The organism is Corynebacterium sp. KPL2838 (assembly GCF_040225455.1).
GTDB classification, from domain to species: domain Bacteria; phylum Actinomycetota; class Actinomycetes; order Mycobacteriales; family Mycobacteriaceae; genus Corynebacterium; species Corynebacterium rhinophilum.
The window spans coordinates 1-12,620 of record NZ_JBEHFT010000004.1 but is presented as its reverse complement, the minus strand read 5'-3'; the positions used below and the strand labels follow the sequence as shown (position 1 = coordinate 12,620).

The 12,620-nt window shown below is 56.9% G+C and carries 7 protein-coding genes and 2 pseudogenes; 6 read left to right on the top strand and 3 right to left on the bottom strand.

The window, feature by feature from the left end; translation table 11 throughout:
- The first annotated feature begins 16 nt into the window (after positions 1-16).
- The 4 genes from ABRP98_RS02195 (at position 17) to ABRP98_RS02180 (ending at position 5,207) form a co-directional block, all read left to right on the top strand.
- On the top strand, positions 17-313 hold the full coding sequence (locus ABRP98_RS02195; RefSeq protein WP_349857209.1) for a rhodanese-like domain-containing protein: 297 nt from the start codon (positions 17-19) through the stop codon (positions 311-313).
- A gap of 37 nt (positions 314-350) precedes the next feature.
- Positions 351-809: a MarR family winged helix-turn-helix transcriptional regulator gene (locus ABRP98_RS02190; protein ID WP_349857208.1), complete on the top strand. Its 459-nt coding sequence runs from the start codon at positions 351-353 to the stop codon at positions 807-809.
- Between the two features lie 2 nt (positions 810-811).
- Entirely contained in the window at positions 812-4,735 is a 3,924-nt protein-coding gene (locus tag ABRP98_RS02185; protein WP_349857207.1) for a Pls/PosA family non-ribosomal peptide synthetase, read from the top strand.
- A 199-nt stretch (positions 4,736-4,934) separates the two neighbouring features.
- On the top strand, positions 4,935-5,207 hold the full coding sequence (locus tag ABRP98_RS02180; RefSeq protein WP_349857206.1) for an Abi family protein: 273 nt from the start codon (positions 4,935-4,937) through the stop codon (positions 5,205-5,207).
- A gap of 622 nt (positions 5,208-5,829) precedes the next feature.
- Here the strand turns inward: ABRP98_RS02180 and ABRP98_RS02175 are convergent.
- Positions 5,830-6,978, bottom strand: a complete 1,149-nt coding sequence (locus ABRP98_RS02175) for an alpha/beta hydrolase (protein WP_349857205.1) — start codon at positions 6,976-6,978, stop codon at positions 5,830-5,832.
- 265 nt (positions 6,979-7,243) lie between these two features.
- Positions 7,244-8,143, bottom strand: a complete 900-nt coding sequence (ppk2, locus tag ABRP98_RS02170) for a polyphosphate kinase 2 (protein WP_349857204.1) — start codon at positions 8,141-8,143, stop codon at positions 7,244-7,246.
- A 397-nt stretch (positions 8,144-8,540) separates the two neighbouring features.
- Between ppk2 and ABRP98_RS02165 the strand changes: the two are divergent.
- Both ABRP98_RS02165 and ABRP98_RS11785 read left to right on the top strand, forming a co-directional pair.
- Positions 8,541-9,875, top strand: a pseudogene (locus tag ABRP98_RS02165) (IS256 family transposase).
- Between the two features lie 288 nt (positions 9,876-10,163).
- Positions 10,164-11,389, top strand: a pseudogene (locus ABRP98_RS11785) (IS3 family transposase).
- Between the two features lie 396 nt (positions 11,390-11,785).
- Here ABRP98_RS11785 and ABRP98_RS02145 read toward each other — a convergent pair.
- Entirely contained in the window at positions 11,786-12,067 is a 282-nt protein-coding gene (locus ABRP98_RS02145; protein ID WP_284771368.1) for a hypothetical protein, read from the bottom strand.
- Positions 12,068-12,620 lie beyond the last annotated feature (553 nt).

The following is a 12,620-nucleotide window of genomic DNA, read 5'->3' as shown; positions in this document are numbered from 1 at the left end:
ACGTAGACTGCGGGGTATGCAAAACGTACAACCCACCGAAGTTCCAGCAGGCGCGCAACTTATCGATGTGCGCGAAAACGACGAATGGGCCGCCGTGCACGCGGAGGGCGCCACCCATATTCCCATGAGCGAGATAACGGGTCGCATCCAGGAAATTGACCCAGACCGCGATATTTATGTGATTTGCCACCTAGGCGGGCGCAGCGCGCAGGTGTGCCAGTATTTGGAGAACTCCCTGGGCTGGGATGTTATTAACGTCGAGGGTGGCACCAACCAGTGGGAGGCGGATGGCCTGCCCGTCGTCCGCGATTAATTGGCCTTTACCCATCTTTTGAGATTATGATGATGGTATGGCTTCCACCAATAATCCTGGCATACCAACCTCCCTGCTCGAATCCCCATCCTTCCAGCTAGAGCGCCTGCGCCGTCGCACCCGCGATGGCGTCGAGGTAGCTCTGCAGACCAAGCAGACCACCATCCGCGAGTTCTGGGTGCTCACCTGCCTCGTGGAGGCGGATGCCGCCTCCCAGTCCTTCCTGTCTGACACCTTAGCCATCGACGCCTCCGATATGGTGCGGCTTATTGATGCCCTCGAGGAGCGCGGCTGGGCCAAGCGCGAGCGCGACCCCAAGGACCGCCGCCGCCAAATCGTGGCCTGCACCAAGAAGGGCACCAAGACCTACAAGGACTTGGCGGAGCTCGTCGCCAATGCCGAGGATGACGCGCTCGACGTATCCACCAATAAGCAGCTCAAGCACCTGCGCAAGCTGGCTAAGGCCATCATCGCCGCGGACGAGGACGAGGCATAAGGATGGACGAACCCGAAGAGTGTAGTAGTCCTAATTTAGATCTTCCCAGCGTCCCGCAACAGTTTCTCTTGCGCGATTTGGCCCCGCGCCCGCGCACGTTGTGGGACATTATTACCACCACGGCTGAAATCCATCCGGAAGCCGCCGCGCTTGACGATGGCGAGATCATCACCTACGCCGAACTCGTCCACGAGGTCCAACTGTGGGCCGCAGAGCTGCACGTCAATGGCGTGCGCCGGGGCGATCGCATCGGCATCCGGATGACCTCCGGCAAGCGGGATCTTTACCTCGCCATTCTGTCCACCCTGGCCGCCGGCGCGGCCTACGTGCCGGTGGACGCGGACGATCCGGATGAGCGCGCGGAGATGGTCTTTGGTGAGGCCGATATTGATGGCCTGTTTAGCGATGACGGCTTCCGCTTCCTGCGCGAAACCCCGCGTCACGCGGCAGAGGGCGTCGAGGCCCCGCGGCCAGAAGATACCGCGTGGATCATCTTTACCTCCGGTTCCACGGGCAAGCCGAAGGGCGTGGCCGTAAGCCACCGCTCTGCGGCTGCCTTCGTGGACGCGGAGGCCAGCCTCTTCCTCATCGATCACCCCCACGGCCCGCTCGGCCCGGAAGACCGCGTGCTGGCTGGGCTTTCCGTTGCCTTCGACGCATCCTGCGAAGAAATGTGGCTGGCCTGGGGCCACGGCGGCTGCTTGGTCCCGGCTCCGCGTTCCTTGGTGCGCTCCGGTATGGACCTTGGTCCATGGCTGATTCGCCGCGATATCACCGTCGTCTCCACGGTCCCTACCCTGGCGGGCCTGTGGCCTGCGGAGGCGCTGGATAATATCCGCCTGCTCATCGTCGGCGGCGAGGCCTGCTCCCAGGAGTTGGTGGACCGCCTGGCCACCGAGGACCGCGAGATGTGGAATACCTACGGCCCTACGGAGGCCACGGTCGTCGCTTGTGCGCAACGGATGATTCCGGGGCGCGCGGTTTCGATCGGTTTGCCGCTGAATGGGTGGGACCTGGTGGTCATCGATAAGCAGGGCCAACCCGTTGGCCTGGGCGAGACCGGCGAATTGGTCATCGGTGGCGTGGGACTGGCCAGCTACCTGGACCCGCAGAAGGATGCGGAGAAATACGCGCCGCTGGAATCCATGGGCTGGCAGCGCGCCTACCGCACCGGCGACCACGTGCGCCTGGAAGAAGACGGCCTGTACTTTGTAGGCCGCGTGGATGACCAGGTAAAGATTGGCGGGCGCCGCATTGAGCTGGGTGAGGTCGACGCAAATGTCGCCGCGCTGGATAACGTCTACAACTCCGCCGTGGCCGTGCAAAAGACCCCCGGCGGTGAATCCGTGCTGGTGGGGTACGTCTCGCTGGAGGATGAGGCGCGCGGATTTAACCACGGCGTGGCCCACGAACGCCTGGCGGAAACCATGCCCGCGGCGCTGGTCCCGCGCATCTGCGTGATGGATGAGCTTCCGGTGCGCACCTCCGGCAAGGTGGATAAGAAGGCGCTGCCGTGGCCGCTGCCTGGCGTCGGCGTGGAATCGACCACGCTGACAGAAACCGAGAAGTGGCTGGCCGAGCTCTGGGTCGAGACCCTCGGTGTATCCGTGGAGGATGAGAACGCCGATTTCTTTGACCTCGGCGGCACCTCACTTGCCGCTGCAACGCTGGTGGGCCACATCCGCGATCGCTACCCCACCGTGGCCGTGCGCGATCTCTATGACCACCCGCGGCTAGGTTCGCTGGCAGAGCTCATCGCCGGCGCCGAACCGCGCCCAAAGGCGGAGCAACAAACACCGCTGCGCGAGGTCACCCCGGTGGGCGCTAAGACGCGCGCGGCCCAAACCCTGCTGCAGATCCCCGCCATGACGCTGGCGGCGACTACCTGGCTGGGCTGGCTCATGCTGGGCTCGACCGTGGCCTCCGCCTTGGGCGTGGAGTGGGCGCAGTCCTTCCCGTGGTGGCTGGTCATTGCGCTGGTGCTCATCTTTGCCACGCCGCTGGGGCGCATTCCCATCGGTGGCTTTGGCGCACGCCTGATTACCGCCGGCATTACGCCCGGCGATTATCCGCGCGGTGGTTCGACCCACCTGCGCATCTGGGCCGCGGAACGGTGGGCCGATACCTCCGGATCGCGCTCTATTGCCGGTGCCACCTGGGTCAATAACTACGCCCGGGCCCTGGGCGTGAAGATGAAGCGCGGCGTAGACCTGCACTCGCTGCCACCGGTGACGGGCCTGCTCACCCTGGGCAAGCACGCCGCGGTGGAACCGGAGGTCGATCTCACCGGCTACTGGCTCGACGGCGACGTCCTCCACGTCGGCGCCATCGACATCAAGGAAGGCGCCCGCGTGGGTGCGCGCTCTACCCTGCTGCCTGGCACCGTGGTGGGCAAGTACGCCCACGTGGAGGCGGGGTCCACCGTCACCGGCCGCAAGAAAATCAAGGACGGCCAGCGCTGGTCCGGCTCACCCGCCAAGAAGGTGGGCCGCTCCAAGCACCGCTTCCCCTCCAAGCCACCAAAGCGCCGCCCCTGGTGGGTGGCGCTTTACGGTGCAACCTCGCTCTTCCTGGCCGCGCAGCCACTCATCGCGGTGCTTGTCGGCGCCATCGTGGATTTAGCACTGGTGCATTCCACGGACGGGAACCGCTTTATCGGCGCGGTGTTCTTCGCTCCCCTTGCGGCACTTGCGGCCTTTGCCACCTACATGCTTCAGACCTGGCTGGGCGTGCGCATCCTGTCCATCGGCATCTCACCCGGCGTGAATCCGGTGCGCTCTGCCGCCGGCTGGCGCCTGTGGGCCATCGAGCGCCTCATGGATGAGGCCCGCACGCAGCTCTTCCCGCTCTACGCCTCGCAGCTGACCCCGCGATGGCTGCGCGCTTTGGGCGCGCGCATTGGCAAGGACGTGGAGATTTCCACCGCCGTGATGATCCCCGCGCTCACGGATGTCAAAGACGGCGCGTTCCTTGCCGATGACACCATGATCGGCGGCTATGAGCTCGGCGGCGGCTGGATTCACTCCGGCGAGGCCAAGGTGGGCAAGCGCTCCTTCGTGGGCAACTCCGGAATTACCGCACCTGGGCGCAAGCTTTCCAAGAACTCGCTGGTCGCGGTGCTGTCCTCCACGCCGAAGAAGACCAAGTCCGGCGCCAACTGGTGGGGGTCCCCGCCAGAGCGCATGCGGCGCGTTACCGCGCAGATCGATGCCCCCGCTGAGTCCGCCGAGGCCCTGACCTATAACCCGGGGTTCAAGCTCAAGGCCGCCCGCGGCATCGTGGAAACCATGCGCCTGCTCGCGCCGATGTTCTCGGCCATGCTGCTCGCCGCCACCCTGGGGACGCTGTATTACCTGCTTGCCGATGTCGGCTTCCTCACCACCTGGGCCCTTTCCGGCCTCGTGCTCATGGCGATGGGCGCCATCGCCATGGCCGTGACCATCGCCGTGAAGTGGATCTGCGTGGGCAGGCATAGCGCGGCCGACCACCCGCTGTGGAGCGTATTCGTGTGGCTCAATGAGCTACAAGATACCTTCGTGGAGGTCGTCGCCGCCCCGTGGTTCTTCCAGCACACCTACGGCACAGGAGAGATCAACCTGGGCCTGCGGGGGCTGGGAGTGGACATCGGCAAGGGCGCCTGGATCGATTCCTACTGGTTCCCAGAAACCGATCTCTGCCACGTCGGCGTCGGCGCCTCCGTGGGGCCCGGTACCGTGGTGCAGACCCACCTATTCCAGGACCGCGTGATGAGCCTGGATACCGTCACCATCGAGGCCGGCTCCACGCTCGCCTCTCATTCGGTGGCGCTGCCCGCCTCGCTCATTGGCGAATCCAGCACCGTCGGCCCCGGCTCGCTGGTCATGCGCGGTGACCGCGTCCCAGCCAACGCCACCTGGCAGGGCAACCCCATCGAGCCGTGGGGATAACCTACGCAAACACCAAACCCCGGCTTTAGACCGACCACCACAAGGTCAATCTAAAGCCGGGGTTCTGTAAGAAAAAGACCCCTCCTCAGCCAAGCCGCTGAACGGTTGACCACCACGAGGAGGGGAATACTATACCGAGTATAATCGGACGTGCCGCCTCAATCAAAAATATTTTTAAAGAGCCCTTAAGTTGGTAGCCATGAGTAGTAAACGGATTAAAAAAGAGTGGTTATCAGAAAACAGGTTGGAGCCCTACTTAACAAAAACTGGTGGATCCACGGATAAGGCTTTTGAGCTTTACGAACTCGATCGCCACCTTAGTGCTTCCCTTTTTCACGAGATAGCCTTCATCGAAGTAGCATTACGTAACTCAGTTTCTGGATATCTCAGCACCGAATACGGAGATGATTGGTATTGCAAGCTCGAGATGGGGTTCGATAAACGGGTTCGAGACAATATCACAGAAGCATAGAATAGCCTGCCAAAAGACTTCACCAAGAATACCGAACGAAGCAGAAGGCTGGGAGGAAGGGTCATTGCTGCTTCCATGTTTAGAACTTGGACAAATATCCTCGATAAAGGAGGCTCCACGGGCTTACCAGCCCCTTTTAACAATGCTGATCACGACAGAATTTGGTCCCGGCAAGCTTTAATTTCTGTCTTCCCAGGTGCGAATTCAGTAGCTCGGAAGAAAGATCCAGAATATTCCACTCACGGTCTGACCCGTAAGTGGGTTCATTCCAAAATCCTCGAGATAAAGAAAATTAGAAATAGGGTTGCGCATCACGAGTCTGTAGTCCTTCGCGGCATCCCTGTCACGGGCACAGATACTCGATTACGGCCTAGAGAATGCCACGAGGCCTGCCACGATGTAGCAGCGATGTTGGACCGTGATTTAGCCTCTTACCTCACGGAAAACCTGACCACAACAGCAATTCTCACCGAGTTGGACACCTTCTACGCAGGTCTAAATAATTCAAACAAATCATAAATGACCCACCTTCCCCAGGCCGCTAAAGCCTAAGTACCAACCCAACGGCAGGGAAAGCAGGTCATTGTGTGCCGAGCCTATTGAACCCGAGACACGCTATCTTCTACACGTGGCGACCCAGCCAGTCCACCACCTTGTCGAGAGCTTGGTCAGCGGCTGGCTCGTTGAAGACCTCGTGCTTCTGGCCCTCCCAGTTGACGTATTCCACGTCATCAGAGGTAATGGAGTTGTACCAGTCCTGGGAGAAGTACGGCGGAACGATGCCGTCCTTGGTCCCGTGCATGATAAGCGTCGGCGCGCTAAACAGGTCCGCGTTCACAGCATCGTAGGTAGCAATAGCACCCAGCTGCAGCGCGGTACCAGCGCTGGTCTTTTGCGCGATGAGCGGGCTCGTAGCGTACTCATCCTTCACGGCCTGGCTGGTGGAAATGCCCTCCGTGAACGGGTTGGACAGCATGATCTTCTTGGTGAACTCCGGCGACTGCGCACCAATGTAGGTGCGGTGGGGAATCAGGTTCTGCACGTAGTTAGCGTTGAAGCTGGTGATATCCGCCAACGGCAGGCGCTCGAACAGGGTGGGGTCGAGCTGCTTTTGCACCTCAGAGATCTCGTCCGGCGTGATGGTCTCGCCCGTTGCCTTCTTACCGGACAGGTTCAACGGTGCACCACCACCATTGGTGATGATGCCGTCCACCTTGCCAGGCTCACGAATGCCGTATGCCTGGACGGTCAGCGCGCCCATGGAGTGGCCCAGAAGGAAAGTCTTTACATCGGGGTGCTCACCCTTGGCCATGTCGACGACGCGGTCGAAGTCATTGAGGATGTACTGGAAGTTATCGATGTGTCCCAGCGGCGTGCTGCCGGAGGCAGACTTACCGTGTCCACGGTGGTCCAGGCGGTAAACGTTGAAGCCAGCGTCCAACAGGCGCTTGGCCACGTAGTCATAGCGGCCAGAGTGCTCAGAAACGCCGTGTGCCAGCACAACGTTGCCGCGTGGGTTTTCTACCAGCTGCTTGCGGTAGTAAATCTTCACGCCCTCGCCGTCGTGGCTATCGAAGTAGCCGTCTTCATCGGCGATCTGCTTATCAGAAACGGTGGAGCGACCGAGCACGTCGGTCTTATCTGCGGCAGCCTCTGCTACCGGCTGGCCGCCGCCTGCAAAGGCGGTAGCGGTAAGCGTTCCCGATACTGCGATGGGTGCCATGGATACAGCGGTTGCGGTAGCCAGAATGCACAGTTTCTTCCTTATCATGTACGTACTCCTTACAGTGATTTGTGTCACGCATATAGATAGGATGACTTTTAGGTCACCTTGATAATAGTTTGCTGAGGAACGTAATTCAAGTATTTTTTATTTATGGCTGCCAACTGTTTAGGAAATAGCTGTGAGAGCTATCAGCCACCCTCACGCTGCCGCCATAAAGATGGTTGAGCCACCTCAGAAGCCTTAGACATAGCAAAGCGGGGAGACCGATCTCCTCGATCTTCCCGCTCAACGGCGCTTGAGATTAACGCTACTAATCACCAATCTGGTCGCGGCCGCGCTTGACAATGTTCCCGTCAGGCTCACCCACCACGTCATAATCTTTGTTGGTGTATTCAAACTTGGACAAGACATACCGCATCGCGTTAACGCGAGCTCGCTTCTTGTCATTGGACTTGATGGTAATCCACGGTGATTCCTCAGTATCCGTATAACGGAACTGCTCTTCCTTCGCGCGGGTGTAGTCATCCCACTTATCCAGAGAAGCCAGGTCCATCGGTGAAAGCTTCCACTGGCGCACCGGGTCGATCTGGCGGATAGCAAAGCGAGTGCGCTGTTCCTTCCGGGTAACAGAGAACCACAGCTTAGTCAGCGAAATACCCGATCCTAGGATCATATTTTCTAGCATGGGCACCTCGCGCAGGAACTCCGCGTGCTGGGACTCGGTACAAAAGCCCATCACCCGCTCGACACCGGAGCGGTTGTACCACGAGCGGTCAAAGAAGACGATTTCGCCGGCAGCCGGGAAGTGCTCGATATAACGCTGGAAATACCAAGAGGTGGACTCACGCGGGGATGGCTTTTCCAATGCAACGGTGCGCGCACCACGCGGATTCAAGTGCTCATTAAAGCGCTTGATGGTTCCGCCTTTACCGGCAGCATCGCGACCCTCAAATAAAATGATGTGGCGCTGGCCAGTTTCCTTAGTCCAGTTCTGCCACTTCAATAGCTCAATTTGCAGTGCGCGCTTAATAGACTCGTATTCGTTGCGAGTCATACGCTCTCCATAAGGGTAATTCTCGCGCCACGTCTGCACCGGAGAGCCATCCGGCATGATCAGCGACGGATCATCCTCATCCGTTCCATCAACGACGAAGCCGTCGGTTTTTGCAAGGTCAATCTCAGGAAGGTCGTCGTCTTTAATATCAGCCATGCACTTAGTGTAACCCGAATGTAGACTTTCAGCGCGGCAACTTTTCCCAGCTATAGCCACTAAATAAAGAAAACGAAGTGTGAGGTAATTTGACTATTATTCTTAGACGTTTGCCTTGATCCTCGTGCCTGCCCTCGGAAAGTGGACACACTGAGGGTTAGCTGTGCTGCCTTCGTCAGTGTAGCTGAAGTCTCGGCTTCAAGGACACTAGGAGCCACAGGATTGCACCAGGAGTGCCGCCGGCACGTGTTATAGCGCATGCTCCACCGGAAGACTTCCTGGCTGAAGTGTCCAGATTTGCTCGGTTTGAGTAGATGGGAAAATCGGAATAGAGAGTGTCTGATGGTTTGTGTGTGGGAACCTAACCCGCATGAGGAGATGAACCAGAATGACTACTATGGCGAGACGAGATCCGGCCGATAAGGCCAAGATTGATGCGATTGAAAAGAAGCTGCTTGCTAACCCTGAAATCGCGAAACTGATTGATGAGCTAGGCACGTCCACCACGGATGCCAACGACCTAGTTCGGGGCATGTTGCAAGCCTCAATTACCCGGGGTTTGAATGCTGAAATGGATGCCCACCTAGGCTACGAGTCTGGCGATAGAGCAGCTAAAGCTACTGCTGGAACAGACAATCACCGCAACGGCACCTACCCGAAAACCGTGGATTCTAACTACGGGCCAGTAAACATTGATGTTCCACGAGACCGGGCCGGGACGTTTATCCCAACCATGGTTCCTAAAGGCTCCAGGCGGCTAACAGATGTCGACGATATGATTGTCAGCTTATATGCCGGCGGAATGACCATCCGCGATATCCAGCACCATATGGCAACTGCGATGCGGGTAGATATCTCCCATGAAACAATCTCTGCAGTAACTGATGCCGTCGGCGATGAGGTCATGGTCTGGCACAACCGCCAGTGAGATGAATTCTACCCCGTGATATTCCTGGATGCGTTGCGCATTAAAGTCCGCGACGGCGGCCGAGTAGTCAACAAGTCCGCGTACATGGCAATCGGGGTAGACCTTGATGGTATTAAACACATCCTGGGATTGTGGATTGCCAAAGAAGAAGGCGCTTCCTTTTGGGCACACGTGTGCGCCAACTTATCTAACCGCGGGGTCAAAGACGTCTTTATTGTCTGCTGTGACGGGCTGAAAGGCCTACCAGAAGCAGTAGAGGCAACCTGGCCGAACTCTATGGTACAAACCTGCATCGTGCACCTGATACGTGCCGCAAACCGATGGGTGTCTTACGGGGATCGCCGGGGCGTATCAGCCGCGTTGAAGAAGGTTTATACAGCTACTGATGAATCCACGGCAGAAGCAGCGTTGAAGGAATTTTCCGAGTCTGAACTGGGTGTGAAGTATCCTCAGTCGGTCAAGGTCTGGCAGGACGCATGGGATAGATTCGTGCCATTTTTGCAGTTCCCACCAGCAGCAAGGAAGGTCATCTATACGACGAATTCCATTGAGTCGTTTAACAACCAGCTGCGTAAAGCCACCCGCAACAGGGTGCAGTTCACCAACGATGAATCCGCGCTCAAGACGCTGTGGCTGATGATCTGCAATATTGAAGACAAACGAGCCGCAAAGAGAGCAAAGCAAGGCAAACGAGCCTCGGCTACCGCCAGCAGGCTCGTGGAAGGAGCCCGAGTTTCCGGCTGGAAACAAGCCATCAACCAGATGGCCGTGGCCTTTCCCGAGCGCTTCGACAAATACCTATAAACCTAGCCCCACACACAAACAACTTGACACGCTCCTGGAATATGCCAAGATGCGAAGGATCGTGTGGTCCGTCTCGTGGAAGACTGTATCGAGGCGGAAACATGTTAATGTACCCCGCGAGTCAGACTGTAGCCCACCGAGAAATCGAAAGCTTAATGGCACACAGCCCCGGCAAGGGAGTCAAGCAGACCCGCCGTGCAGGAAACACCCCAGAACCAGTTCCTAAAATGAGGTTACCCTCGTTTGGTGGACACCCGATTAGTGCGGATCTTGTGTCCGTAAGAGAGGATGTTCATTGTGAGTCAACAACGCCAGAAATACACGCCGGAGTACCGGCGTGAAGCCGCAAACCTAGTAATCGAGTCAGAACGCCCGATTGCTCATGTAGCGAAAGAAATTGGTGTCGGACCAGGCCTTTTAGGTCGGTGGGTGAAAAATGAGCGCGAACGCCGAGGATCCTCTGATGGGCTAAGCGAGGCCGATCTTCGCGCTGAAAATGCTCGTCTGCGCCGTGAATTAGCAGAAGCCAAGATGGATAACGAGTTTTTGTCAAAAGCGACAGCCTTCTTCGCCGCAAAGCAACGCGATCAGAAAAGTTCGAATTAATGCAGCCAGAGCAAGGCGAATTTCAGTATCAAGCGCATGGCACGCCTTTTGAAGGTATCTCGGTCTGGATACTACAAATGGGCCCATATGCAGCAGCAACGCTTATCCGGTAAGGATGATCGTGCAGCATTTTACGATGATGTTGATCGCAAGATTCATCAGATCTGGAAAGACTCCAACGAGGTCTACGGTGCCCCGCGAATCACCGCAGAACTAGGTGAGCGCTACCAGATTGTTCTTAACCGCAAGACTGTGGCTAAGCGGATGCGCATGATGGGAATTGAAGGAATTTCACCGCGTGCTTTCGTTCCAGTGACAACGATCCAAGCCAAGCGCAAGTCCACGCTTCCTGACCTGGTCAAGCGCATGTTTGATACCGGCGAGCTCAACCGGGTGCGGATGTCAGATATTTATCTACCTGCGCACCAGTGAAGGATGGTTGTACTTGTGCGTGATCCGAGACGGCCACTCCCGTCGTGTGCTGGGCTAGGCTATGAATAGCGCCCAAGATACGCGCCTAGTCAAAGGAGCACTGCGAAGAGCACATGCGCTGCGCGGTGACGTTGCTGATGGTCTCGTGTTTCACGCTGACCGCGGAACGCAATGTACCAGCGAACAACTCTGGGAGGTGTGCCGCAACCTAGGTGTTGCTCAGACGGTGGGGCGTACCGGGGTGTGTTTCGATAACGCGATGGCTGAGTCGTTCTGGTCGACGCTTAAGAACGAGTTTTACGACCGGAAGCGCTGGCCAACCCATGATGCCGCCCGCAAGGCCGTTGCTTACTGGATTGAAGTGGTCTACAACCGTCGGCGCCGACACTGAAGACCTCGGGATGGTCAGCTCTGTCGATTTCGAGAACCACATCACCCAAACCAGAAACGAAGAAAAATCGCTGCCTAACCACTAGGTAGCTCCACTACGTGTCCACGATTTGCTGGCACGCCATCCCTTTTTTGATATTTATGGTCTATTGGCTACATTTCGTCAAAGACCCCAAAAGATCGATGTTGCATTTCTCGAAATCCAACAGTCACACCAACGCCGAAGTAGGGGAATTTTTCGCCAAATTCAAGGCGGAGAATCACTACGGGACCCCTTTACCATCGTCAAAAAGGCACACTTACGAACTCTATGAGTTTGTCGCCTGTTACAACAACGAAGGATACGGAAAAGGCTAAAGGTCTAACCCTAGTGCGAAATAAGGATTAGACCTTCAAGACCCGGCAATCGCGGATTAACACATCCATCATTACGGTTCGGGTTCACAGTGCAATCGTGCGAATGCCTGGGGGCTGGAGGGGTATTACTTACCGCCATTAAGCCCGAACAGACCACCCAGTCCATTGAGGGTGTCGACGATGCCCTTCGCCGTCTCTACGCCTTTCTTTGCGTTATCCAAGTGCTTGCCGGTAAGCTCGGCCTGCTCCTTGGGGTCTTTTTTAGTGGATTCTTTTTTGTCCAAAGAAAATTCGGAATTAACAATTCCGTTGTCGAAAGTAGTAGTTTCCTGCGCAAATGCTGCGGGAGTAACGGCAGTCATAGCTAACGCAGCTGCTGCGATTCCGAGACTGACCTTACGCTTCATCTGGAACTCCTTAAGGTTTGAATTTTAGTGAACGCAGGCTTAGAATACCCTACAATCTGTAATTTGTAAAGGATCTTCCGTGATATTAAAAAGTCACAGATCTCATCCTTGGTTTTTGAGTTATTTTCAATGCTTGCTGTTACGTGTTCTGTTTTCAGGATTCAGTGCTCACTCTGGCGCTAGAAAGTGGATGTGTCGGAGGCTAGGATAGTTCTCCATGTTTGTGTGCGCAGCATGGTTTGTATGTAATTCGCAAAGGGTCCGAGCAGTCTAGAGCTAGTTGATTAGTAGCTTTTCGCCCTGCGACCTTTGTCCCCTCCTATATAGCGGCCCCATTCGATTGCAAATTACCTTCCCCTCTACTGAGTGGCGCACCTGTCTTCGATGTTATAAATCGTCAGCCAAAGAGTTTTCAAAGCTGTGAATTCATTTGGAGGGTGTCTTCGGTTACGTATAGGCCTCCCATTACGTTGTTAGCAGTTCCGCTTGAGGTTACCCAGGATTCGTAACTCTGCCCCTGTGCCGGGGCAGGTTATGTTTGTCTGCGTTCCTT

Bases quoted from the DNA above. Each gene is read 5' to 3' on its own strand.
- ABRP98_RS02195 (WP_349857209.1), top strand. From the start codon at position 17: ATGCAAAACGTACAACCCACCGAAGTTCCAGCAGGCGCGCAACTTATC.
- ABRP98_RS02190 (WP_349857208.1), top strand. From the start codon at position 351: ATGGCTTCCACCAATAATCCTGGCATACCAACCTCCCTGCTCGAATCC.
- ABRP98_RS02185 (WP_349857207.1), top strand. From the start codon at position 812: ATGGACGAACCCGAAGAGTGTAGTAGTCCTAATTTAGATCTTCCCAGC.
- ABRP98_RS02180 (WP_349857206.1), top strand. From the start codon at position 4,935: ATGAGTAGTAAACGGATTAAAAAAGAGTGGTTATCAGAAAACAGGTTG.
- ABRP98_RS02175 (WP_349857205.1), bottom strand. From the start codon at position 6,978: ATGATAAGGAAGAAACTGTGCATTCTGGCTACCGCAACCGCTGTATCC.
- ppk2 (WP_349857204.1), bottom strand. From the start codon at position 8,143: ATGGCTGATATTAAAGACGACGACCTTCCTGAGATTGACCTTGCAAAA.
- ABRP98_RS02145 (WP_284771368.1), bottom strand. From the start codon at position 12,067: ATGAAGCGTAAGGTCAGTCTCGGAATCGCAGCAGCTGCGTTAGCTATG.